This is a genomic window from Superficieibacter sp. 1612_C1 (assembly GCF_015234305.1).
In the GTDB taxonomy this organism is placed as follows: domain Bacteria; phylum Pseudomonadota; class Gammaproteobacteria; order Enterobacterales; family Enterobacteriaceae; genus Superficieibacter.
Window position 1 is genome coordinate 131,042 of record NZ_JADGMI010000002.1, and the last position, 25,118, is coordinate 156,159.

General features: G+C 55.4%; 20 protein-coding genes and 1 pseudogene. 11 read left to right on the forward strand and 10 right to left on the reverse strand.

The features are described from left to right. Positions 1–39: 39 nt before the first annotated feature. Both bcp and INT84_RS06890 read right to left on the reverse strand, forming a co-directional pair. Positions 40–510: a thioredoxin-dependent thiol peroxidase gene (gene bcp / locus INT84_RS06885; protein WP_176917101.1), complete on the reverse strand. Its 471-nt coding sequence runs from the start codon at positions 508–510 to the stop codon at positions 40–42. 2 nt (positions 511–512) lie between these two features. Next, on the reverse strand, positions 513–1,082 hold the full coding sequence (locus INT84_RS06890; RefSeq protein ID WP_228065987.1) for a glycine cleavage system transcriptional repressor: 570 nt from the start codon (positions 1,080–1,082) through the stop codon (positions 513–515). Positions 1,083–1,227: 145 nt separating this feature from the next. Between INT84_RS06890 and dapA the strand changes: the two genes are divergently transcribed. From dapA to ypfH, 6 genes are all read left to right on the forward strand, one after another. After that, positions 1,228–2,106 carry a 4-hydroxy-tetrahydrodipicolinate synthase gene (gene dapA / locus INT84_RS06895; protein ID WP_194206213.1) on the forward strand — a complete coding sequence of 293 codons (879 nt, stop codon included), beginning with the start codon at positions 1,228–1,230 and terminating at the stop codon, positions 2,104–2,106. 16 nt (positions 2,107–2,122) lie between these two features. After that, a complete protein-coding gene (bamC, locus tag INT84_RS06900; protein WP_194206214.1) occupies positions 2,123–3,157 on the forward strand; it encodes an outer membrane protein assembly factor BamC in 1,035 nt (344 codons plus the stop codon). 107 nt (positions 3,158–3,264) lie between these two features. Next, positions 3,265–3,978 (forward strand): phosphoribosylaminoimidazolesuccinocarboxamide synthase, encoded by a 714-nt coding sequence (gene purC, locus INT84_RS06905; RefSeq protein ID WP_194206215.1) that lies wholly within the window; start codon positions 3,265–3,267, stop codon positions 3,976–3,978. A gap of 130 nt (positions 3,979–4,108) precedes the next feature. Next, the gene (locus INT84_RS06910; RefSeq protein WP_194206216.1) at positions 4,109–4,975 is read left to right on the forward strand and encodes a neutral zinc metallopeptidase; all 867 of its coding nucleotides are present in this window, start codon (positions 4,109–4,111) and stop codon (positions 4,973–4,975) included. A 17-nt stretch (positions 4,976–4,992) separates the two neighbouring features. Beyond that, on the forward strand, positions 4,993–6,993 hold the full coding sequence (locus INT84_RS06915) for a tRNA(Met) cytidine acetyltransferase TmcA (RefSeq protein ID WP_194206217.1): 2,001 nt from the start codon (positions 4,993–4,995) through the stop codon (positions 6,991–6,993). Positions 6,994–7,069: 76 nt separating this feature from the next. Next, the gene (ypfH, locus tag INT84_RS06920) at positions 7,070–7,768 is read left to right on the forward strand and encodes an esterase (RefSeq protein WP_194206218.1); all 699 of its coding nucleotides are present in this window, start codon (positions 7,070–7,072) and stop codon (positions 7,766–7,768) included. A gap of 42 nt (positions 7,769–7,810) precedes the next feature. Here ypfH and INT84_RS06925 read toward each other — a convergent pair whose 3' ends face one another. Genes INT84_RS06925 through INT84_RS06935 form a run of 3 tightly spaced genes read right to left on the reverse strand, consistent with a single transcriptional unit; the run spans position 7,811 to position 9,515 of the window. Then, entirely contained in the window at positions 7,811–7,999 is a 189-nt protein-coding gene (locus INT84_RS06925; protein WP_176917094.1) for a YpfN family protein, read from the reverse strand. A gap of 28 nt (positions 8,000–8,027) precedes the next feature. Beyond that, a complete protein-coding gene (gene dapE, locus INT84_RS06930; RefSeq protein ID WP_194206219.1) occupies positions 8,028–9,155 on the reverse strand; it encodes a succinyl-diaminopimelate desuccinylase in 1,128 nt (375 codons plus the stop codon). 3 nt (positions 9,156–9,158) lie between these two features. After that, entirely contained in the window at positions 9,159–9,515 is a 357-nt protein-coding gene (locus INT84_RS06935; RefSeq protein ID WP_194206220.1) for an ArsC family reductase, read from the reverse strand. A gap of 626 nt (positions 9,516–10,141) precedes the next feature. Between INT84_RS06935 and ypfM the strand changes: the two genes are divergently transcribed. Beyond that, a complete protein-coding gene (gene ypfM, locus INT84_RS06940) occupies positions 10,142–10,201 on the forward strand; it encodes a protein YpfM (protein ID WP_015572204.1) in 60 nt (19 codons plus the stop codon). Positions 10,202–10,287: 86 nt separating this feature from the next. On the opposite strand, the gene acrD is transcribed toward ypfM, so the two are convergent. Then, the gene (acrD, locus tag INT84_RS06945; RefSeq protein WP_194206221.1) at positions 10,288–13,401 is read right to left on the reverse strand and encodes a multidrug efflux RND transporter permease AcrD; all 3,114 of its coding nucleotides are present in this window, start codon (positions 13,399–13,401) and stop codon (positions 10,288–10,290) included. Positions 13,402–13,739: 338 nt separating this feature from the next. Between acrD and aegA the strand changes: the two are divergent. The 3 genes and pseudogenes from aegA (at position 13,740) to INT84_RS06960 (ending at position 17,509) form a co-directional block, all read left to right on the forward strand. Beyond that, positions 13,740–15,710, forward strand: a pseudogene (gene aegA, locus INT84_RS06950) (formate-dependent uric acid utilization protein AegA). A 58-nt stretch (positions 15,711–15,768) separates the two neighbouring features. Continuing rightward, the gene (gene nudK / locus INT84_RS06955; protein WP_194206222.1) at positions 15,769–16,347 is read left to right on the forward strand and encodes a GDP-mannose pyrophosphatase NudK; all 579 of its coding nucleotides are present in this window, start codon (positions 15,769–15,771) and stop codon (positions 16,345–16,347) included. A 118-nt stretch (positions 16,348–16,465) separates the two neighbouring features. Beyond that, the gene (locus INT84_RS06960) at positions 16,466–17,509 is read left to right on the forward strand and encodes a DUF1176 domain-containing protein (protein WP_194206223.1); all 1,044 of its coding nucleotides are present in this window, start codon (positions 16,466–16,468) and stop codon (positions 17,507–17,509) included. On the opposite strand, the gene tkt is transcribed toward INT84_RS06960, so the two are convergent. Together tkt and tal are read right to left on the reverse strand one after the other, a co-directional pair. After that, positions 17,499–19,493, reverse strand: coding sequence for a transketolase (gene tkt / locus INT84_RS06965; protein WP_194206224.1), 1,995 nt, complete (start codon positions 19,491–19,493; stop codon positions 17,499–17,501). The two genes, INT84_RS06960 and tkt, sit on opposite strands and share 11 nt — an antisense overlap. 21 nt (positions 19,494–19,514) lie before the next feature. After that, on the reverse strand, positions 19,515–20,465 hold the full coding sequence (gene tal / locus INT84_RS06970; RefSeq protein WP_176917086.1) for a transaldolase: 951 nt from the start codon (positions 20,463–20,465) through the stop codon (positions 19,515–19,517). A gap of 315 nt (positions 20,466–20,780) precedes the next feature. Between tal and maeB the strand changes: the two genes are divergently transcribed. Beyond that, the gene (maeB, locus tag INT84_RS06975) at positions 20,781–23,060 is read left to right on the forward strand and encodes an NADP-dependent oxaloacetate-decarboxylating malate dehydrogenase (protein ID WP_194206225.1); all 2,280 of its coding nucleotides are present in this window, start codon (positions 20,781–20,783) and stop codon (positions 23,058–23,060) included. 168 nt (positions 23,061–23,228) lie between these two features. Here the strand turns inward: maeB and hemF are convergent, their stop codons facing one another. After that, a complete protein-coding gene (gene hemF, locus INT84_RS06980) occupies positions 23,229–24,128 on the reverse strand; it encodes an oxygen-dependent coproporphyrinogen oxidase (RefSeq protein ID WP_194206226.1) in 900 nt (299 codons plus the stop codon). Beyond that, the gene (gene amiA, locus INT84_RS06985) at positions 24,128–24,997 is read right to left on the reverse strand and encodes an N-acetylmuramoyl-L-alanine amidase AmiA (RefSeq protein ID WP_194206227.1); all 870 of its coding nucleotides are present in this window, start codon (positions 24,995–24,997) and stop codon (positions 24,128–24,130) included. The genes hemF and amiA overlap by 1 nt, the downstream gene beginning before the upstream one ends. Between the last annotated feature and the right edge of the window lie 121 nt (positions 24,998–25,118).

Here is a 25,118-nt window from a genome sequence, read left to right on the forward strand (position 1 = left end):
CGAAGCGGCCTGCGCGTAAGCGAGGCCGCATCAGGCATATCAGGCGTTGGTTTTCACCCAGTTCAGCACGATATCGTGGTGATTGCTGGTTTTGAAATCGTCAAAAACGTGTTCAATTTTACCGTCAGCGTCAATCAGGAAGCTGATGCGGTGAATGCCGTCATAGGTTTTCCCCATGAAGGATTTCTCGCCCCAGACGCCAAATTGTTCGCAAACCTGGTGGTCTTCATCGGAAAGCAGCGTAAAATTCAGCAGTTCTTTTTCGGCAAAGCGTGACAGCTTTTCTGGTTTATCCGTGCTGATGCCCAGCACGTCCACACCCGCTTTTTTCAAATCATCCATGTTATCGCGTAAACCACATGCTTGTACGGTGCAGCCTGGCGTCATGGCTTTCGGGTAAAAGTAAACCAGCACTCGCTGCCCCTGGAAGTCGGCCAAATTTACTTGTTCACCGTCTTGATCGGGCAAGCTAAATTTCGGTGCGATATCACCGGCTTTCAGTGGATTCATTACTACACTCCATTCTGTTCATCATGCTGTGAATAATTGACGATGTTTATACTGCCTTGCGCATTCAGTTCTGTACATAGGGCTTTAAACGCTTGCTCAAAAAGTGATGCATCCCGCGAGGCCGGGCTGTGGGCGGTGATCTGGATAAATAGCTGCGGAACGGCGCTCTCGCTACCGGGCTGAGTACGCGATACCAGTTCGGCAATATTCATCTCATGAGTATAAAACAGGGTGGTAAAGCGCTCAATAAGATGCGGAGAATCATCCACCTCTACCTGAACCCAGACCATTGACGGCATTGCCGGACGCAGGTGGGCGGTGGTGCGCTTCATGACGATCAGTAAATCCAGCTCAGCCCCTTTTAACGGTAGCGTCGATTCAATAAGCGTAATGGCGTTCCAGCTTCCGGAGAGCAGCATAATAAAGGTAAATTCATCGCCGAGCATCGCCAGGCGGCTGTCCTCGATATTACAACCGCAACTACTGACGTGACGGGTGATCGCATTCACGATCCCTGGACGGTCAGCCCCCAGCGCAGTGATAACCAGATAGTGTTGTGATGAGGCTGTCAAACCTGTTCTTCCTGTCAGAGGGAGGGTAATCATTAGGAAAGCACAAAAAAAACCGTCATACAACAGGCTCAAAGGTCTGAGTCTCTTGCTTTTATTGCAGTACCAAACGTACCATTAAGGTTCTTGTCAGCACAGAGGATGACCCATGTTCACGGGAAGTATTGTAGCGCTTGTCACACCGATGGATGAAAAAGGTAAAGTCTGCCGGTCAAGCCTGAAAAAACTGATTGATTATCATGTGGATAACGGAACGTCAGCCATCGTTTCGGTCGGCACCACGGGTGAATCTGCAACGCTGAGCCACGATGAGCATGGCGATGTGGTCATGATGACGCTTGAGCTTGCCGATGGTCGCATCCCTGTTATTGCCGGAACGGGAGCGAATGCAACCGCAGAGGCGATTAGCCTGACCCAACGTTTTAACGATAGCGGCATCGTCGGTTGCCTGACCGTGACGCCGTACTACAACCGTCCGACTCAGGAAGGGTTGTTCCAGCACTTCAAAGCAATTGCCGAGCATACTGACCTGCCGCAAATTCTGTATAATGTGCCTTCCCGTACCGGGTGCGATATGCTGCCCGAAACCGTAGGCCGACTGTCCAAAATAAAAAATATTGTCGGTATTAAGGAAGCGACGGGGAACTTAAGTCGTGTTCATCAGATCAAAGAGCTGGTTTCAGATGACTTTGTTCTGCTGAGCGGCGATGATGCGACCGCGATGGACTTTATGCAACTCGGCGGCCACGGCGTCATTTCGGTGACTACAAACGTTGCAGCCCGTGATATGGCTGAAATGTGTAAACTGGCGGCACAAGGGCAGTTTGCTGAGGCTCGCGTCATTAATCAGCGCCTGATGCCGTTACACACTAAATTATTTGTCGAACCCAATCCGATCCCAGTGAAATGGGCCTGTAAGGAATTGGGACTTGTAGCGACCGATACGATGCGCCTGCCGATGACGCCGATTACCGACCACGGTCGTGAAATCGTCAAAGCAGCGCTGAAGCATGCCGGATTGCTGTAAAGTTTAGGGAGATTTGATGGCTTACTCAGTACAGAAGTCGCGCCTGGCGAAGGTAGCGGGTGTTTCGCTTGTGATGCTTCTCGCCGCCTGTAATTCTGACTCGCGCTACAAGCGTCAGGTCAGCGGCGACGAGTCATACCTGGATGCGGCACCGCTTGCCGAACTACATGCGCCAGCAGGCATGATTCTGCCGGTTCAAAATGGTGATTATAACGTTCCTGTCGCCAACGGCAGCGGGGCGGTGGGTAAAGCACTGGACATCCGTCCGCCGGCTCAGCCGCTGGCGCTGGTCTCCGGGGCGCGTACCCAGTTTAACGGTGATACCTCCACGCTGCTGGTTGAAGGTAACCGCAGCAGTTCACTGTGGCCGCAGGTGGTCAGCGTGCTTCAGGCACAGAACTACGCCATTGATAAACGCGATGACGCCAGCCAGACCCTGACGACAGATTGGGTTAACTGGAACCGTCTGGACGAAGACGAACAGTATCGTGGTCGTTATCAGGTGAGCGTGAAGTCGCAAGGCTATCAGCAGGCGGTCACGGTTAAGTTGGTTAATCTTGAACAGGCCGGCAAGCCGGTTGCCGACGTCTCTTCATTACAGCGCTATAGTGCGCAAATGCTGAACGTGATCTCCGCCGGACTGGATAAAAACGCCACCGATGCGCAGAACGCCGCGCAAAGCCGTACCAGCAGCACGCTTGACGTACAAAGCGCTGCCGACGACACCGGTTTACCAATGCTGGTCGTCCGCGGTCCGTTCAACGTTGTCTGGCAGCGTCTGCCAGCTGCGCTGGAAAAAGTGGGCATGAAAGTCACGGACAGCACTCGTTCGCAGGGTAACCTGGCGGTAACCTACAAGCCGCTGTCTGACAGCGACTGGCAGGAGCTGGGCGCAAGCGATCCGGGTCTGGTCTCCGGCGACTATAAATTGCAGGTCGGCGATCTCGATAACCGCAGCAGCTTGCAGTTTATCGACCCGAAAGGTCATACGTTGACCCAGTCGCAGAACGACGCGCTGGTCGCCGTATTCCAGGCTGCATTCAGTAAGTAATATCAGGGGCTGGAGCAATCCGGCCCTTTTTTCTGGCGGCCACGCAAACGTGTGCGTCGGTAAAAAAGCACAATTTTTAACGTTAAATCATAGCTGGGGTAATAAAGATGCAAAAGCAAGCTGAGTTGTATCGTGGTAAAGCGAAAACCGTACACAGCACGGAAAACCCGGATCTGTTGGTGCTCGAATTCCGCAATGATACGTCAGCAGGGGACGGCGCGCGCATTGAGCAGTTTGATCGTAAAGGCATGGTGAATAATAAATTCAACTATTTCATTATGAGCAAACTGGCTGAAGCGGGCATCCCCACGCAGATGGAAGCGCTGCTTTCAGACACCGAATGTCTGGTGAAAAAACTGGATATGGTGCCGGTAGAGTGTGTGGTCCGTAACCGTGCCGCCGGTTCGCTGGTGAAACGTCTGGGCATTGAAGAAGGTATCGAGCTGAACCCGCCGCTGTTCGACCTGTTCCTGAAAAATGATGCCATGCACGATCCGATGATCAACGACTCTTATTGCGAAACCTTCGGCTGGGTGAGCAAAGAAAATCTCGCGCGGATGAAAGAGCTGACTTACAAAGCTAACGACGTGCTGAAAAAACTGTTTGATGATGCCGGGCTGATCCTGGTCGATTTCAAACTTGAGTTTGGTTTGTACAAAGGCGAAATCGTGCTGGGCGATGAGTTTTCTCCGGACGGCAGCCGTCTGTGGGACAAAGAAACGCTGGATAAAATGGACAAAGATCGCTTCCGTCAGAGTCTGGGCGGCGTTATCGAAGCCTACGAAGCGGTGGCGCATCGTCTGGGCGTGAAGCTGGATTAATCCGGTTTCGTTATCCTTCACCAGAGGATGGCCCCATCCTCTGGCTTTTGTCGCCGCTTTTCAGTGGTAATCCTGCGCTATACCGCCTACGATCATAATTAACATCAATAACTAAAAGACAGAGGTCGTTATGCGCTGGCAAGGGCGTCGGGAAAGTGACAACGTAGAGGACAGGCGGAACGACTCTGGATCGCCAATGATGGGCGGCGGCCGGGGATTTCGTATTCCAACGGGCAAAGGCGGAATTGTGATCCTGCTGGTGGTCGTGGTGGCGGGGTATTACGGGGTGGATCTGACCGGTCTGCTCACGGGAGAACAGGTCTCTCAGCAGCAGACGCAGCGCTCAGTCAGTCCGCAGGATGAAGAAGCGGCAAAATTCACCAAAGTCATCCTCGCGACCACAGAGGATACGTGGACAAAACAATTTTCCGCAATGGGGCGTGAGTATCAGCAGCCGCGGCTGGTGATGTATCGCGGCGCGACCCGCACCGGCTGTGGCACCGGACAGTCAGTCATGGGGCCATTTTACTGTCCGGCGGACAGCACCGTGTATATTGACCTCTCGTTTTATGACGATATGAAAAACAAACTTGGCGCGGACGGTGATTTTGCCCAGGGCTACGTCATTGCTCACGAAGTCGGGCATCATGTGCAGAAGCTGCTGGGTATCGAAGCAAAAGTGCGCCAGCAGCAGCAAAACGCGTCTCAGACGGAAGTAAATCATCTCTCCGTGCGCATGGAATTGCAGGCCGACTGCTTTGCCGGCGTCTGGGGCAACGATATGCAGAAGCAGGATGTGCTGGAAGCGGGGGACGTGCAGGAAGCGCTTAATGCCGCTGAAGCTATCGGCGACGACCGCCTGCAAAAACAAAATCAGGGCCGCGTGGTGCCGGACAGTTTTACCCACGGCACCTCCGAGCAGCGTTATACCTGGTTTAAACGCGGTTTTGACAGCGGCGATCCGGCGCAGTGTAATACTTTCGGTAAATCACTTTAATTCGACAAAGGGCAGTCATGGACGAACTACGCGCGCTGACGGCGACGATGGCACAGGAGGGCATCCGCCGCCTGCTGGTGGTGAGCGGCGATGCGGCGTGGAGTCTGGTGCAGGCTAATTCCCTGCGCCAGAGCCTGCCCGGCGACTGGCTGACCGTGAGTCCGCAGGCTATGTCCGAACCGCATTGTCTGCCTGGCGCGCTGGTCACCCTGCTGGGCCGCGAGTTTCATCACGCCATTTTTGACGCGCGTAGCGGCTTTGACGTGGCGGCCTTAGCTGCGCTTGGCGGAACGCTGCGGGCCGGAAGCTGGCTGGTGCTGCTGGTGCCGCCGCTGGCGGACTGGCCTGCGCAACCCGACGACGATGCTGTGCGCTGGAGCGACACTTCCGCGCCTATTCCGACGCCCAATTTTGTCCATCACTTCTGCCGTATCCTTAAATCACACCCTCACACTCTGGTCTGGCAGCAGGGGCAGCCGCTACGGGTGCCAGTTTATCCCGCCAGACCCACGTGGTGTCCGGCCTCCGGCGAACCGGATGTTGAACAGAGACAGGTGCTTAGCCAGCTGATTCATTCACCTGAAGGTGTCGCGGTGCTGACCGCAGAGCGCGGGCGTGGAAAATCGGCGCTGGCGGGCATGTTTATTCGGCAATTACGCGGCACCGCTATCGTTACCGCACCTGCGAAAGCGGCGACCGATGTGCTGGCCGCGTTTGCGGGCGATCGCTATCACTTTATGGCCCCCGATGCGTTGCTGGCATCGCGGGCAGCCGCCGACTGGCTGATTGTTGATGAAGCGGCGGCGATCCCCGGCCCGCTATTGCAGCGGCTAACGGCGCGTTTTTCGCGCGTGCTGCTGACCACCACCGTTCAGGGCTACGAAGGCACCGGACGCGGATTTCTGCTCAAGTTTTGTGCCCGCTTTCCGCAACTTAAGACGTTCACGCTCGAACAGCCGCTGCGCTGGGCGCAGAATTGCCCGCTGGAAACGGTCATTAACGCGGCGCTGTTATTTAACGATGAGACGTTTTCCGTCCGGCCAGAAGGGACGCTGCAATTTAGCAGCGTAGAGCAGCAGGCGTGGCAGGAGCAGCCGCAACTGCCCGCCGCACTGTATCAACTGCTGTCGGGGGCGCACTACCGCACGTCGCCGCTGGATTTACGCCGGATGATGGACGCGCCGGGGCAGCATTTTATCGCCGCTCAAAGTGACACCGTTCCGGCTGGCGCGCTGTGGCTGGTGGAGGAGGGGGGCCTGAGCGCCGGGTTGAGTCAGGCGGTGTGGGCAGGATTTCGCCGCCCGCGCGGCAATCTGGTCGCTCAGTCGCTGGCAGCGCACGGCGGCAGCCCGTTTGCCGCCACGCTCAGCGCAAGACGGATTACGCGTATTGCGGTGCATCCGCTGCGCCAGCGTGAAGGTATCGGTCAGCGGCTGGTGGAGCGGGCCTGTCGCGCCACAGAGGGTTGCGACTATCTGTCGGTCAGCTTCGGCTATACGCCCGAGCTATGGTGTTTCTGGCAGCGCTGCGGCTTTATGCTGGTGCGCATAGGCAGCCATCGTGAAGCGAGTAGCGGCTGCTATACCGCGATGGCGATCCGCCCCTTCACTGCCAGCGGACAGGCGCTGGCGACGCATGAGCATCAGCGCCTGAGGCGCGATCTGCCCTGGCTGGTGCCGTGGCTTGACGAGACATTGCCGCTGACTGCCAGCGATGACGCTATGCTTAATGAAGATGACTGGTGGGAGCTGGCGGGGTTTGCCTTTGCCCATCGACCGCTGCTCTCCTGCGTCGGCAGCCTCAATCGTCTGCGACAGCAGGTCACTTTGCCGCTCCCTGCGCTGCGTGGAAGGCTGGCGCAACAGAGTGAGACCGCGCTCTGCGCCGAACTGGCGCTGAGCGGGCGTAAAGCACTGCTTAACCAGATGCGTCAGGAGGCCGCCTGTGCGATGAAAAAACTCGACGCCGCGCGGACGGAATCGCTGCGCGACAAGGTGGTTCAACTGCAATATTTTTAACTAACTCATTCAGTTAAATGGCATGGTCATTACCCCCGGACGGCGTAAACTGCCTGTCAGAACAAAGGAGACAGCCATGAAACACGATCATTTTATCGTCCAGAGTCCGACCACACCGGCGCAGCAATTGCTGCTGCTGTTTCATGGCGTGGGCGATAACCCGGTCTCAATGGGCCAGTTAGGTAGCTGGTTCGCGCCGCTTTTCCCGGATGCGCTGATCGTCAGCATCGGCGGACCGGAACCGTCCGGCCCGGCACCCGGTCGTCAGTGGTTCTCCGTTCAGGACATCACTGAAACCAACCGTCAGGCGCGCATTGACGCCATTATGCCGACCTTTATCGACACGGTGCGCTACTGGCAGCAGCAAAGCGGCGTTGGACCGCAGGCGACGGCGCTGATTGGCTTTTCTCAGGGGTCGATTATGTCGCTCGAGAGCATTAAGGCAGAACCGCACCTTGCTTCGCGGGTGATTGCCTTTAACGGCCGCTACGCCACGCTGCCAGCAACGGCCTCAACCGCCACCACCGTCCATTTGATTCACGGTGGCGACGATCCGGTGATTGACCTTGCCTGGGCGGTTGCCGCGCAGGAAGCGCTGGTCAGCGCGGGTGGCGATGCCACGCTGGATATCGTGGAAGATCTGGGACATGCCGTCGACGATCGCAGTATGCAGCTTGCGCTCGATCATCTTCGTTACACCGTGCCAAAACGCTACTTTGATGAGGCGTTAAGCGGCGGCAAGCCGAACGATGACGGGATTGTTGAACTGTTCTGAAAATAAAAACGGCGGAAAAGGCGCGCTTTTCCGCCGTCAGCATTACTTTTTCTTCGGCCAGTCGTCTTCATCGTCCCACTTATCATTAAAGTCACGATGCGGGGGCAGTTCTGGCTTGTTGGCAAGGAATTTTTTGTGATCGACGCGTTTCAAATCTTTTATTACGTTCAGCAGTACGCCTACCAGAAAAACCAGTACCAGAACCCACCAGTATTTTGTCAGCCATTCCATGTGCGAATCCTCTATGTTGTGCGGCGCGTCAGGCGACGAGTTGTTCCATAATACGCTGATACATTCGGGCCAGCAGTTGCAAATCGGCAGCGTTAACGCACTCATTTATTTTATGAATGGTCGCGTTGACCGGACCGAGTTCAACCACCTGTGCCCCCATGCGGGCGATAAAACGTCCGTCTGACGTGCCGCCTGTGGTTAACAGTTGCGGTTTAATTTCATTATAGTGCTCAATGGCATTGACCACCGCCTCAATCAGTTTGCCTCGGCCAGTAAGGAACGGCTGCCCGGAAAGCCACCAGTCCAGGGTGTAGCGCAGCTGGTGTTTTTCCAGCAGGGCAACCACATGGGCTTTAATCTGCTCATCCGTCAGCTCAGTGCTGAAACGGAAGTTAAACTGGACGAACAGATCGCCAGGAATGACGTTATTGCTGCCGGTGCCTGCCTGAATATTGGCGATCTGCATACTGGTCGGCGGGAAGTAGTCGTTACCACGATCCCATTCAATCGCGACCAGTTCGTTTAGCATCGGCGCAGCCCGGTGCACCGGATTATCGGCCAGATGCGGATAGGCTACGTGGCCCTGCACGCCGTGAATGGTCAGGTTGCAGGTGAGCGAACCGCGACGGCCATTCTTGACGACATCACCCACGACTTCCGTGCTGGAGGGTTCACCCACCAGGCAATAATCCACTCTTTCATGGCGCGCCATCAGCGCTTCAACGACTTTAACGGTGCCGTTTTTTGCGCTGGCTTCTTCATCTGAGGTAATAAGAAATGCCAGCCGACCCCGGTGATGCGGATATTGCGCCACGAAACGTTCAGCGGCGACCACCATCGCTGCCAGCGAACCTTTCATGTCCGCCGCACCGCGCCCAAACAGCATACCGTCGCGGATCGTCGGTTCGAACGGCGGGTTAATCCAGCGATCGGCGTCGCCGGCGGGTACCACGTCAGTATGTCCGGCAAAGGCCAGCGTTTCGCCCTGTCCACGCCAGGCCCAGAAATTACGGGTATCACCCACATCCATATGCTCAATGGTAAAACCAATCGCACGCAGGCGTTCAATCATTAATGCCTGGCATCCCGCGTCGTCGGGACTCAGGGAAGGGCGGCGGATAAGCTGCTGTGCCAGCTCAATGACCGGGCAAGACATACACTACACCTCGTCAAAATAGGTCTGGTAACCTGAATCGTTAAAACCAAGCAGCATAGGCTTCCCGGGCGCGCAGAGCAATGGGCGTTTGATGATTGCTGGCATTTCGAGCATCAATGCGGCCGCTGAATCCGCATCTTTTATCGCCGCTTTTTGCGCCTCATCCAGCTTACGCCACGTGGTGCCGCGGGTATTCAGCAACGCTTCCCAGCCAAGCTCACTAATAAACGTGCTCAATAGTTTATCGTCCAGACCGTCGCTACGGTAGTCATGAAATCGATAAGTCTGGTCATGCTCATCCAGCCAGCGGCGCGCTTTTTTGACGGTATCGCAGTTTTTAATGCCGTACAGAACGATCATGTTTAACCCTTTTGCGTTGAATTGTTATTTTTGTTCAGATGGTTTGAACGATATTTAGTTATTCACTATTGTCGCATAATTACTCGTATAGCAGCGAATTTTATATAAATTGCATAAAAAGTAACTGTATTGATTCGCCCGTCATATGAATTTCAGATTGGGCTGAAAATAAAAGCGGGTCATAACAGAAACGTATAAATAACCCTTTTCTCCACTCGGACGCTTATTACTGCGCCGTCATCGTATTTACCGCGCGGCTCGTCATATTATTGTCATACAGAATCTAATTTGTAACAAGATAAAGTACGCATGCTAACAATGATGGCGTTGATGATTAACACAATTAACCTGTTTGTTATATGCGCTACTTCGGCATTCTGAGCAGCTGGCGTGCTGGCAGAGGCGAAACTATCCCTGAAATTGATGTGGGTTATATTTACGTTTTTCTGAACAAGGATATTGCAAAATGTTGCTATGTGTCACATAAAAAATAACGTACTGCGCTCATATTATGTTTAACCCGCTAAGCGTACTCCAGGAGGCGACAATCATTGCAGTGGTGTAATTTTCTTCACATATAAAAAAGAATTTTGTAAAATAGCGATAATAAGAAAGAGAGGTTGTATATGATTGAACGTGAACTGGGGAACTGGAAAGATTTTATTGAAGGCATGTTGCGCAAATAAAATCCTGAACTGCGTCGGCAGTCAGCACAGTACAATGAAAAAGCGACCGTTAAGGTCGCTTTTTTTGTTCATGTCTGTTGAACATCTTACTCGCGTCGCGGCTTAAGCGGGAAGCGGCGGCGTACCAGCACAAAGAACAGCGGGACGAAGAAAATCGCCAGAATGGTCGCTGAGATCATGCCGCCTATCACCCCGGTACCCACTGCATGCTGGCTACCCGAGCCTGCGCCCGTACTGATTGCCATTGGCAGCACGCCAAAAATAAAGGCCAGCGAGGTCATCAGGATGGGCCTCAGACGCTGGCGGCAGGCGTCAAGCGTGGCTTTCACTAAATCCTCACCCTTCTGGTTCATCTCATTGGCGAACTCCACAATCAGAATGGCGTTTTTCGCCGACAGGCCAATGACCGTCAGCAGCCCGACCTGGAAATAAACATCGTTTTCCAGACCGCGTATCCAGGTGGCGAGCAGCGCACCCAAAATGCCAAGCGGCACCACCAGAATAACGGAGAACGGCACCGACCAGCTCTCATAGAGCGCGGCAAGACAGAGGAAAATAACCAGCACGGTGAGGGCATAGAGCGCCGGGGCCTGCGCGCCGGAAAGCCGCTCCTGGTAGGACATGGCGGTCCACTCCAGGCCGAAGCCGCCGGGTAATTGACGCACCAGTTTTTCCATCGTATCCATCGCGCTACCGGTGCTGACGCCCGGTGCCGCTTCACCGACTATCTCCAGCGCGGAATAGCCGTTATAGCGTTCCAGACGCGGCGATCCGGTTTCCCAACGCGAGGTCGCAAAGGCGGAGAACGGCACCATATTGCCGTCTTTGTTACGCACGTACCACAGATTAATGTCGCCCGGCAGCATGCGGTATTTGGCCGCCGCCTGAACGTAAACTTTTTTCACCCTTCCGCGATCCATAAAGTCGTTAACGTAGCTGGAGCCCCACGCGGTTTGCAGCGTATCGTTAATATCGTCGATGCTTACGCCCAGCGCCTGCGCTTTACGCTGATCGATATCTATCTGCAATTGCGCGCTGTCGTCGAGGCCGTTGTGACGCACGCGGGTGAGCGAGGTGTCTTTCCCGGCAAGTTCAAGCAACTGGTCACGGGCGGCCATCAGCGCATCGTGGCCTTTGCCGGCGTGGTCCTGCAACTCCATATCAAACCCGGCAGAGCTGCCGAGGCCGCTGATCGCTGGCGGACTGCTGGCAATGACGCGCGCTTCATTGATATGCGCAAAAGCCTTCGTCGCGCGTTCAATAATGGCGGAAGAGGAGCCGGTGCTCATATCGCGGTCATCCCAGTCCTTCAGGCGTATAAACATGCGTGCCACGTTCTGCCCGTTACCGCCCGGACCGGAGCCAATAGTGGCGAAAATAGAGGTCACGTTGTCTTTCTCGTGGCTGAAGAAATAGTCCTCTACCTTCTGCACGACTTTCAGCGTCTGCTGCTGGGTAGAGCCGCTGGGAAGCTGAACCGAGGTGGTAAACATGCCGCGGTCTTCCTGCGGTAAAAAGGAAGAGGGCAGGCGCAGAAAGATAAACACCACGCCACCAAGCAGAAGCACGTAAATCAGTATCCAGCGCAGGCTGCGATGGAGGATCTTCGCCACGCCAGATTCATAACGCTGCGCATTGCGATTAAACGTGCGGTTAAACCAGCCGAAAAATCCGCGCTGCCCGTGCTGCTCACCTTTATGCAGCGGTTTAAGCAGGGTGCAGCACAGGGCAGGCGTCAGGATCATCGCCACCAGCACGGACAACACCATGGCCGAGACGATAGTAATTGAGAACTGGCGATATATTGCGCCGGTGGTGCCGCCAAAAAACGCCATGGGAACAAACACGGCGGAAAGCACCATTGCAATGCCCACCAGCGCGCCCTGGATCTGGCCCATCGATTTTCGCGTCGCCTGGCGCGGCGAAAGCCCTTCCTCGCTCATGATACGTTCGACGTTTTCCACCACCACGATAGCGTCATCGACCAGCAGGCCGATAGCCAGTACCATCGCAAACATGGTGAGGGTATTAATGCTGTAACCGAAGGCGTAAAGCACGGCGAAGGTGCCCATCAGCACCACGGGAACCGCGATAGTAGGAATTAACGTGGCGCGGAAATTTTGCAAAAACAGGTACATTACCAGGAACACCAGCACAATGGCTTCCAGCAACGTTTTGACCACATCGGTAATGGAGGCTTTGACGAAAGAGGTAGTCTCGTAGGCGACTTTATATTCCAGTCCGTGCGGGAAATACGCCGAGAGCTCATCCAGACGGTGCAGCACCAGTTCCGCCGTCGCCATTTCATTGGCCCCGGATGCCAGTTTGACCCCCAGACCGGACGCGGGCTGGCGATTGTAGCGGCTGAGATAGTCATATTTCTCGGCCCCCATTTCGACGCTCGCCACGTCACCCAGCGTCACTTCAGAGCCATCCTGATTCACCCGCAGCGTAATCTCGCGGAACTGCTGCGGCGTTTGCAGCAGCGACTGTGAGTTAATGGTGGCGTTCAACGCCTGCTTATCGACCGACGGCGTGCCGCCGAGCTGACCGACGGCAATCTGCGCGTTTTGCGACTCGATAGCGTCCGTCACATCTTTTGCTGTCAATTGAAAGCTATTCAGTTTGGCCGGGTCCAGCCAGATGCGCATGGAATATTGCGAACCGTAGGCGTCAATATCGCCCACGCCGTTGATACGGCTGAGCGGCTCCTGAATATTACTGGCGACGTAGTCCGCGATGTCCTGCTTATCCATACTGCCATCGGTGGACACAAAGGCGATGGTCAGAATGTTGGTGTCGCCAGTTTTACGTACCGTCACCCCCTGATCCTGCACCGCCTGCGGCAGTTTGCGCATCGCTGACTGAAGCTGGTTTTGCACCTGCTGCACGGCTTCGTCAGGATTGGTTCCGGCGATAAAACTCAGGGTTACGGTGGCCTGACCGGTGGCGCTGCTTTGCGACGACATATACATCAGATTGTCGAGTCCGGTCATATTCTGTTCAATAACCTGCGTCACCGTATTTTCCAGCGTCTGTGCAGAAGCACCGGGATAGTTGGCCGTAATACGCACGTTAGGCGGCGCGAGGTCGGGATATTGTTCAACGGGTAGCGAGAAAATTGCCAGGGTCCCCATCAGGCACAGCAGAATCGCCAGCACCCAGGCAAAAATGGGGCGATCAATAAAGAAATTCGCCATCGGAATCAGAACCTCATTTGCTCATATTTTGTTATTGCATTGCTCGCAACACTGTAGCGACAAGGCCGGGCGTAATTGTGGAGAAATTAAGGAGATAATGTAAGTTATCATGCCGCTTTCCCGTCTTTCTCTACATTCGCTTACTGTGCAGTGTAAACCCTGCTGGCAGCGGCGAATGAAACGTAATTTCAAACGATGCCAGATAAATTGATCTATTACAGGTTCCTACAACATATTGCGGTTTTCCGGGCAAATGTCCATTGCCGGGTCTGCGGAGTTCGGTTAAGAAAATACACCTATAGAAATTGAGGCTTATTCCGCAACAAGAGAACCCTGCCATGAATCGTTTTATTATGGCTGATAGTGAAAAATGTATTGCCTGCCACGCCTGTGAAGTTGCCTGCGTAATGGCGCACAATGATGAGCAGCACGTCATCGCCAAATCGCATTTCAGACCGCGCATTACGGTAGTGAAAAATGGGGAGCAGCGCAACGCCGTGACCTGTCATCACTGTGAAGACGCGCCGTGTGCGCGTAGCTGTCCCAACGGTGCCATTCAGTTAGTGGATCTCGCCGTGCAGGTCGATAACGAAAAGTGTATCGGGTGTAAATCCTGCGTGGTGGCCTGTCCGTTTGGCACCATGCAGATGGTCATTGCGCCGGTTGCCTCAGGAAGAGTGAAAGCCAGCGCGCATAAATGTGATTTATGCGCGATGCGGGAGGGCGGGCCGGCCTGCGTGCAGAACTGCCCGGCAGACGCACTGCACATTATGACCCCAGAGCGGCTGGCCGGGCTGGCGAAAGCGCGTCGGCTGAACGCTGCCCGGCGTGAAACGCAGCACTGGCCTGAATTGCAAAGCGTGCCGGTACGCAGCAAACGCGATCAAATGAACGCCACGCCGCCGCGCGGCGAGCCGGCTAAACTGGGTATCGCCGCCCGCAAAAGCGGATTTGCGGAGATCTATCTGCCGTTCAGCAATGTTCAGGCGCAGCAGGAAGCCGCACGCTGCCTGACCTGCGGCGAGCACAGTATTTGTGAATGGACCTGCCCGCTGCACAATCATATCCCTCAGTGGATTGAGCGTGTGAAGCAGGGCGACATTATGGATGCGGTGGAATTGTCGCATCAGACCAACTGTCTGCCGGAAATCACTGGCCGCGTGTGCCCGCAGGATCGGCTGTGCGAAGGTGCCTGCACCGTGCGCGATCCACACGGTGCGGTGACGATAGGGAATATTGAACGCTATATTTCCGATCGGGCGCTGGCGCAAGGATGGCGGCCTGATTTAGGACACATCACTGCCACCGCCAAACGCGTCGCCATTATTGGCGCTGGCCCGGCGGGTCTGGCCTGCGCCGATATGCTGGTCCGTCAGGGCGTGCAGCCGGTGGTCTTCGATCTGCATCCGGAAATCGGCGGGCTGCTGACCTTTGGTATTCCCTCCTTCAAGCTGGATAAATCGCTGCTGGCACGGCGTCGGGAGATCTTTACCGCGATGGGCGTCCGTTTTGAGCTTAACTGCGAAATCGATAAAGACATCCCGCTTACCACCCTGCTGGAAGAGTATGACGCGGTATTTGTCGGTGTCGGCACCTACCGCTCGATGAAGGCCGATCTGCCGAATGAAGATGCGCCGGGCGTCTATGACGCGCTGCCGTTTTTGATCGCCAACACTAAAAACGTGATGGGGTTAAGCGAGTCGCCGCAGTCGCCCTAGATCAACACCGGGGGGCAGAATGTCGTGGTGCTGGGCGGCGGCGATACGGCGATGGACTGCGTGCGTACCGCGCTGCGTCACGGGGCCAGTAAAGTCACCTGCGCCTATCGACGCGACGAAGCGAACATGCCGGGGTCGAAGAAAGAGGTGAAAAACGCCAGGGAAGAGGGGGCGGAATTCGAATTTAACGTTCAGCCGGTGACGATTGAAGTCGACGGGGAGGGGCGCGTCAGCGGCGTGCGTTTTCTGCGTACTCAACTCGGTGAACCGGATGCGAAAGGCCGCCGTGCTCCGAAGCCAGTGCCCGGCAGCGAGTTTGTGATGCCAGCGGATGCGGTCATCATGGCCTTTGGTTTCCATCCCCACCGGATGCCGTGGCTGGAAGCGCAGGGTGTCCAGATGGATAGCTGGGGACGGATTGCCGCCAGCGTGAACAGCCGCTATCGCTATCAGACCAGCAACCCGAAAATCTTCGCGGGCGGCGATGCGGTGCGCGGAGCCGATCTGGTAGTGACCGCGATGGCGGAAGGACGCCACGCGGCGCAGGGTATTTTGCAATGGCTGGGCGTAAGCCAGGTTAAAGCGCATTAACGACAAACCCGGCTTCGCGGCGTAAGATAACCCTTCCTTCTTACATCGCGGAGCCTGTATGTCGTTCAAGATTGACGTAATAAAAGATAAGATCCTCTCCGAAAACTACTTCGTTCTGCGCAATATTACCTACGATTTAACGCGAAAAAATGGCGAAGTCATCCGCCATAAGCGTGAAGTGTACGATCGGGGAAATGGCGCGACTATCCTGCTATACAACCGCGATAAACATACCGTGGTATTGATCCGTCAGTTCCGCGTGGCGACGTGGGTCAATGGTAATGAAGACGGCCGCCTTATCGAAACCTGCGCGGGCCTGCTGGACGACGACGAGCCGGAAGCCTGTATCCGCAAAGAGGCAATTGAAGAAACCGGCTATCGGGTCGGCGAGGTGCGTAAGGTCTTTGAACTCTATATGTCTCCCGGCGGCGTGACCGAAATCGTGCACTTCTTTATTGCCGAATACGACGATTCGCTGCGCGCCAACGCAGGCGGCGGTGTGGAAGATGAAGATATTGAGGTGCTGGAAATTCCGTTCAGCTGCGCCCTGGAAATGGTCGCCAGCGGCGAAATCCGCGATGGTAAGGCGGTGATTCTGCTGCAATATCTTCAGGCATCCGGGCTTATGCAACGCTAATATCTGGTCAACCACTTTTAATGAGCGCAATCCGATAATTCCGATTGAGCGGCACATTTTTGCCAGTAGAGTTACGCCCTGTGTGAAATGACTCTATTCTGCCGGGGCTGTGCCGTTCATGTATTTTCGCGTTTTGCTGTTTTGGTTCATCGGAGGGTGCTGGGCCTCCGCTGCGTGGGCTGCGCCTGCGCAACAGGCGTTTACCGACTGGCAGGTCACCTGTAATAACCAAAATTTTTGCGTGGCGCGTAATACGGGTCAGCACTTTGGTCTGGTGATGACCATCGGTCGCAGCGCAGGCGCGCATACCGACGCCAGCCTGCGTATTGAGCTTGGCGGAATGGAAACGCCCTTATCGAAACGCTCCGCCATTGCACCACGCCTTCTCTTTGATGGACAACCCCTGAAATTCACTCCCCCGCGCTGGCGCATCGATCCATTACGTATCATTACTAACGACGGTGCAACGGTCGCCGCGTTTTTAGCCCAGATTCAGGACGGGCAGGCGATTACCCTGGTCGGCGGACAACAGACTATTTCCCTGAAAGGACTGAAGGCCGCGCTGCTGTTTATTGACGATCGGCAAAAACGCGTGGGTAGCCAGACGGCCTGGATTGGCAAAGGGAATAACCCGCCGCTCCGCGTCCCGCCTGCTCCTGCGCTTAAAGAGGTGGTGGCAGTGAATCCGACGCCAACGCCGTTAAGCCATGAAGAACGCAGCGCGCTGCTGGACTACGGCAACTGGAAAGTGAGCAATATTCAGTGTTCATTAGATCCCAGCCGCCGCGAGGTGCGTATCTGGGCGTTGACCGATAATAAAGCGTTGATGGCAATAAGCTGTGAGGCAGGCGCTTATAATACGGTCGACCTCGCCTGGCTGGTGTCGCGACGTAAGCCTTTTACCTCGTATCAGGTACGTTTACGTCTGCCGTTTACGCCGGGCAGCGGTGAGACGGATATGGAATTGATGAACGCCGGATTCGATGAGAAAAATCGTGAACTGACGACGCTGGCAAAAGGGCGGGGAATGGCAGATTGCGGTATTCAGACGCGCTGGCGTTTTGATGGCCAGCGCTTCAGTCTGGTGCGTTATGCGGAGGAACCCAACTGCGATAACTGGCAGGGGCCAGATGCCTGGCCCACGTTGTGGATCACCCGTTAAGCACTTTTTTCGCCTTCTCGACGATATTTTCTACAGTAAAGCCGAAGTACGGGAACAGTTTTTCAGCCGGGGCAGATTCGCCATAGCCGGTCATGCCGACAATCGCGCCTTTTAGCCCGACATACTTATACCAGTAGTCGGCGATCCCGGCCTCCACCGCGACCCGTTTAGCGACGTCAGACGGCAATACCGATTCACGGTATTCGTCGTCCTGACTGTCAAACGTATCGGTAGAGGGCAGGGAGACCACCCGTACTGCAACCCCTTCCGCACGCAGTTTTTCTGCCGCCAGCACGGTGATTTCCAGTTCCGAGCCGGTGGCAATCAGGATCAGGTCCGGTTTGCCGCCCGCATCTTTCAGCACATAGCCGCCGCGTGCGATATCCGCTACCTGTTCCGGGGTTCGCTCCATCTGTGCCAGATTCTGACGAGAGAGGATCAGCGCCGTCGGCCCGTGATGGCGTTCAATCGCCGCTTTCCATGCCACTGCGGTCTCTACCTGATCGCACGGACGCCAGGTGCTGAAGTTTGGCGTCAGGCGCAGGCTGGCAAGCTGTTCGACCGCCTGGTGCGTCGGACCATCTTCCCCCAGTCCGATGGAGTCATGGGTGTAGACCATGATCTGCCGCGCCTTCATCAGTGCCGCCATACGCGCCGCATTTCGCGCATACTCGACAAACATCAGGAAGGTGGCGGTGTAGGGGATAAATCCGCCGTGATGGGCAATGCCGTTAGCGATTGCCGTCATGCCGAATTCACGCACCCCGTAGTGAATATAGTTACCGGCCGGATCTTCTTTCAGCGATACCGACTCTTTCCAGATCGTCAGGTTGCTGGGCGCAAGGTCAGCCGAGCCGCCAAGCAGTTCAGGCAGGCTTGGGCCATAGGCGTTAAGCGCGTTCTGCGAGGCTTTACGGCTGGCGATTTTCGCCGGCTCCGCCTGCAATTTGTTGATGTAATCCTGCACCGTCTGCTGCCACTCTTCCGGCATTCCGCCGCTCATCCGCCGCTTAAATTCTGCGGCCAGCTCCGGATGCGCCTTTTCATAGGCAGCCATTTTCTCTTTCCATGACTGCTGACCTTTTTCCCCCCGCTCACGGGCGTCCCAGGCGCGGTAGATCTCTTTCGGGATCTCAAAGGCAGGGTGATTCCAGCCAAGCTGCTTGCGGGCCAGCGCCACCTCTTCCTCACCGAGCGCAGAGCCGTGCGATTCCTCTTTCCCGGCTTTATTCGGCGAGCCAAAACCAATCACCGTCCGGCAGATAATTAATGACGGTTTATCTTTGACGCTTTGCGCTTCCAGAATGGCTTTTTTGATCGCCTCCGGGTCGTGGCCGTCAATCTCATGCACCACGTGCCAGTGATACGCCTCGAAGCGTTTCGCCGTATCATCGGTAAACCAGCCTTCGGTTTCACCGTCGATAGAAATCCCGTTGTGATCGTAGAAACCGATCAGCTTGCCGAGGCCCAGGGTGCCTGCCAGGGAAGAGACCTCATGCGAAATGCCCTCCATCAGACAGCCGTCGCCCATAAATACATAGGTGTAGTGATCGACAATCTCGTGATCCGGCTGGTTAAACTGCGCGGCCAGCGTGCGTTCGGCGATCGCCAGACCGACAGCGTTAGCCAGACCCTGTCCGAGCGGCCCGGTTGTCGTCTCGATACCCGGCGTATAGCCAATCTCCGGGTGTCCCGGCGTTTTAGAATGCAGCTGACGGAAGTTCTTCAGCTCTTCTATCGGCAGATCGTAGCCGGAAAGATGCAGCAGGCTATACAGCAGCATTGAGGCGTGGCCGTTGGAGAGAATAAAACGGTCGCGGTCATACCAGGTGGGATCGGTGGGATTGTGCTTAAGGAAGTCGTTCCACAGCACTTCAGCGATATCCGCCATGCCCATCGGTGCGCCAGGGTGGCCAGAATTGGCTTTCTGGACCGCATCCATACTCAGGGCGCGGATGGCGTTGGCAAGCTCTCTTCGGGACATAATGTTCTCCGTGACAATAAGTTACAGTTTAGCGGCCAGCAAATCTTCGAGTTTGCGCTGATCGACGGCGAACTGACGAATACCGTCCGACAGCTTTTCTACCGCCATAGGATCCTGGTTATGCTCCCAACGGAATTCGGCTTCGGTCATCGGAGCCGGACGATGGAACGTCGTGGACGGCGGCACCAGCTTGCGCTCAACCGGATCGTTGCTGTCCTGCAATTTTTGCAGCAGATCGGGTGAGATGGTCAGGCGGTCACAGCCCGCCAGCGCCAGGATCTGTTCGGTTTTGCGGAAGCTCGCGCCCATCACGATCGTGGGGTAGCGATGCTGTTTGTAATAGTCATAGATATTACGTACCGATTTAACGCCCGGATCTTCATCAACGCGATAGGGGTCCATCGGCTTGCGTGTGTTATACCAGTCGTAAATACGCCCGACGAAAGGTGAAATCAGGAATACGCCAGCTTCCGCACAGGCGCGCGCCTGGGCGAAGGAGAAAAGCAGCGTCAGGTTACAGTTGATGCCTTCTTTTTCCAGCTCCTCTGCGGCGCGAATACCTTCCCACGTCGAGGCCAGCTTGATCAGAATGCGCGATTTATCGATACCCTGATCCTGATAAAGCTGAACAAATTTTCGCGCTTTATCGATGCTTTTTTGCTTGTCATAAGAGAGACGGGCGTCCACTTCGGTGGAGACGCGGCCCGGCACGCTTTTCAGAATTTCCACACCAAAATTGACCGCCAGTTTGTCGCTGGCTTCCGCCACCTGCTGCTCCTGCGTCTTACCGCGCTGCTTGCCATACTCAATCGCATCCTTAATAAGGTGGGCGAAGTGGTCGAGCGCCGCCGCTTTCAGCAGCAGGGAAGGGTTGGTGGTCGCGTCTTCTGGCTGGTAGTGGCGAATGGATTCAATATCACCGCTGTCAGCCACGACGGTGGTGAACTGTTTAATACCGTCTAGCTGGTTCATTAAAGACTCCTTAAAAAGCAAAAAGGTATACGAGTGCTTAGGCTCGCACTTCTGGATGAAAAACAACGTACATAACCAAAAAGCATAGCAGACCGGGAGGGTCTTGCTGGCGATAGCTGCAACGAGTTCGTGTGTGTTTTGTTAAAAAATTGTATTTTGAGATAGTAAGAGTTTGGCGGCCTTCAAAGTTTATGAAGTCGTCTGGGGCGATACTAGGGGCTATCCCACCGGTGAGCCTCTCTTACATCGGGATCTCTGTAGACCTCCAGGTGAGCATCAGAATCACCTTTAGTCCGAAATGAAAGGAACAAGAAGATGGATGACCAGTTGAAACAAAGCGCACTTGATTTCCACCAGTACCCTGTTCCGGGGAAAATCCAGGTTTCGCCAACCAAACCGCTCGCTACTCAGCGCGATCTGGCGCTGGCCTACTCTCCGGGCGTCGCGGCACCGTGCCTCGAAATCGAGAAGGATCCGCTGGCGGCGTATAAATACACCGCGCGTGGCAACCTGGTGGCGGTGGTCTCAAACGGTACTGCCGTACTGGGTCTGGGAAATATCGGCGCACTGGCAGGTAAGCCCGTCATGGAAGGTAAAGGCGTGCTGTTTAAAAAATTCGCCGGGATTGACGTCTTTGACATTGAAGTTGACGAACACGATCCGGACAAACTGATCGACGTGGTTGCCGCGCTGGAGCCGACGTTTGGCGGGATCAACCTCGAAGATATCAAAGCTCCTGAGTGCTTCTATATTGAGAAAAAACTGCGCGAACGCATGAACATTCCGGTGTTCCATGACGACCAGCACGGTACGGCCATCATCAGTACGGCGGCTATTCTTAACGGCCTGCGGGTGGTGGAGAAAAATCTCTCCGACGTGCGGATGGTGGTTTCCGGCGCGGGCGCGGCAGCGATTGCCTGTATGAACCTGCTGGTGGCGCTGGGGATGCAAAAACACAACATTGTGGTGTGCGACTCGAAAGGCGTTATCTATAAAGGCCGCGAACCGAATATGGCCGAGACCAAAGCCGCGTATGCGGTAGAGGATGACGGAAAACGCACGCTGGCTGACGTAGTAGAAGGCGCAGACATTTTCCTTGGCTGCTCGGGTCCGAAAGTGCTGACCCCTGAGATGGTGAAAAAAATGGCGCGCGCGCCGATGATTCTGGCGCTGGCTAACCCGGAACCGGAAATCCTGCCGCCGCTGGCGAAGGAAGTGCGCCCCGATGCGATTCTCTGTACCGGACGCTCGGACTACCCGAACCAGGTCAACAACGTGCTGTGCTTCCCGTTCATCTTCCGTGGCGCGCTGGACGTTGGCGCAACCGCCATCAACGAAGAGATGAAACTGGCAGCCGTACACGCGATTGCCGAGCTGGCACATGCCGAGCAGAGCGAAGTAGTGGCGTCCGCCTATGGCGATCAGGATCTGAGCTTTGGCCCGGAATATATCATTCCTAAACCGTTCGATCCGCGTCTGATTGTTAAAATCGCCCCGGCAGTGGCGAAAGCGGCGATGGATTCCGGCGTCGCGACTCGTCCTATCGAAGACTTTGATGCTTACGTCGATAAGCTCAGCGAATTTGTCTATAAAACCAACCTGTTTATGAAGCCGATCTTCTCTCAGGCACGCAGTGAGCCGAAGCGCATTGTACTGGCGGAAGGGGAAGATAATCGCGTGTTGCACGCGACGCAGGAGCTGGTGACGCTGGGTCTGGCGAAACCGATTCTGGTGGGTCGTCCGGGCGTGATTGAAATGCGTATTCAGAAGCTGGGTCTGCAAATCAAACCCGGCGTTGACTTTGAGATCGTCAACAACGAATCCGATCCGCGCTTCAAAGAGTACTGGATGGAGTACTACAACATCATGAAACGCCGTGGCGTGACGCAGGAGCAGGCGCAGCGCGCGGTGATCAGCAACACCACGGTGATCGGCGCGATCATGGTGCAGCGTGGTGAAGCCGATGGTATGATCTGCGGCACGATTGGTGATTACCATGAGCATTTCAACGTCATCCAGCAGCTGTTTGGCTACCGCGAGGGCGTGCATGCGGCAGGGGCGATGAATGCGCTGTTGCTGCCGAGCGGTAACACCTTTATTGCCGATACCTACGTCAACGACGATCCGACGCCGGAACAGCTGGCGGAAATCACCGTCATGGCGGCAGAAACCGTGCGTCGCTTCGGTATCGAACCGCGCGTGGCGCTGCTGTCGCACTCCAACTTCGGTTCATCCAACTGCGCGGCGGCGACCAAAATGCGCGATACGCTGGCGCTGGTACGCGAACGCGCGCCTGAGCTAATGATCGACGGTGAAATGCACGGCGACGCGGCGCTGGTGGAAAGCATCCGTAACGAGCGGATGCCGGACAGCCCGCTGAAAGGTTCGGCCAACATCCTCGTGATGCCGAATATGGAAGCCGCCCGCATCAGCTACAACCTGCTGCGCGTCTCCAGTTCGGAAGGCGTGACCGTTGGGCCGGTACTGATGGGCGTGGCGAAACCCGTTCACGTATTAACGCCGATCGCCTCGGTTCGTCGTATCGTGAATATGGTGGCGCTGGCGGTGGTAGAGGCGCAGACGCAGCCGCTGTAAAAGCGTTTGACTCTTTTTGTCTAAGGCAGCCTTCTGGCTGCCTTATTTACTGATTACGTACCAATCAGCGTGGATAAGTTTATTCAAACATTATTCGCCGTTAAACCCTGGCTAAACACTATCAGTTCCAGCCATCAATACACTGAAATCGTATTTATAACGATTTTCTCAAATCCACTCCCGCACCTGAATAAACTCACTCAGCGCCGCTTCCGGACTGCCTTCCTCCGGTTGATAATCATATTCCCAGCGCACCAGCGGCGGCATTGACATCAAAATAGACTCCGTGCGCCCGCCCGTTTGTAAGCCAAACAGCGTGCCGCGATCCCATACCAGATTAAACTCCACATAGCGACCGCGACGGTAAAGCTGGAAATCGCGCTCGCGTTCGGTGAATTGTATACCCCGGCGACGGGCGACAATCGGCATATACGCCTCGGTATAGCCTTTCCCGACCGCCTGCATAAAGGCGAAGCAGGTATCGAAATCCGGCGTGTTCAGATCGTCAAAAAACAGGCCGCCGATGCCGCGCTGTTCGTTGCGATGTTTGAGAAAGAAGTAGTCGTCGCACCACTTTTTATAGCGTGGATAAACATCATCGCCAAACGGCTGACAAATATCCCGCGCCGTGCGATGCCAGTGCACGGCGTCTTCTTCAAAACCATAGTAAGGCGTTAAATCAAAACCGCCGCCAAACCACCATACCGGATCGGCTCCTGGTTTTTCGGCGATAAAAAAGCGCACGTTGGCATGGCTGGTAGGCACATACGGATTACGCGGGTGAACCACCAGCGATACGCCCATCGCTTCGAAGCTGCGCCCGGCCAGTTCCGGACGGTGCGCGGTAGCGGAGGCGGGCATCTCGGCACCAAAGACGTGCGAAAAATTGACGCCTGCCTGCTCAAAAATGCCGCCGTTGCGTAGCACCCGGCTGCGACCGCCGCCGCCCGCTTCGCGTTGCCAGTTATCTTCCGTGAAGGTATTGCAGCCTTCCGCAGAGAGTTGCTGACAGATATCATCCTGTAACTGGAGTAAAAAGGCTTTTACCTGTTGGGCGTCGGGTTTCATTAGCGTTTCCTGGCGTGAGCTTTTTGATTATCGAACCAGTTAAAATAGCTGATGATGCCGGAAGCGATGGCACTGGCGATCTTCTGGCGAAACGCCGTCGTACCGAGCAGCTTTTCTTCTCCCGGATTGGTGATGAAGGACGTTTCCACCAGCACCGAAGGAATGGACGGCGATTTCAGCACCACAAACGCCGCCTGTTCCGTACTGCGGCTATGCAGACGGTGCACCGGCTTAATCTTTTTAAGAATATGCGAGCCGAGCGTCAGGCTGTTTTTAATGGTGTCGGTCTGCACCAAATCAAACAGCACCTGTTGCAGCAGATGATCTTTGTCGGTGGCTTTTTTACCGGCAACTTCATCCGCGCGGTTTTCGCGATCGGAAAGATACTTCGCCATGGCGCTACTCGCGCCTCGGTTGGAGAGGGCGAATACCGATGCGCCTGCCGCGGAAGGGTTCGTAAAGCCGTCCGCGTGGATCGACATAAACAGATCGGCACCGTGTTTATGGGCGATCTCCACGCGATCGTAAAGCGGAATAAAAGTATCGCCGGTGCGGGTCAGGTGAGCGTCGATGCCGTGGCTTTGCAAAATGGATCGCACGTTTTTGGCAATCGCCAGCACGACATGTTTTTCTTTAGAGCCGCTGCTGCCAATCGCGCCGGTATCAATACCGCCATGACCAGGATCGAGGACGACCATGCGTCTGGCACCGGCTTTTTTTGCGGCGGGTTTGCTGTGGCTGTTGCTGGTTTTAAGGGCAGCGTCTTTGGCTATCGCGTGGGACATACCTGACAGCGTCAGGGCAGCCAGCCCGGCTTTAAGTACCTGGCGGCGCGATGCGAGTGTTTTCAGTGGTTTAAAAGTGCTCATTCGGCCTGGGTTGTAAAGAAAAAGGTGACAGATGTTATATCGTATCGCGATGGCCGTTACGAACAATCGCGATGAGAATTGTTTTACTTTTCATTTCAATACATGAACGGGCGACATTATG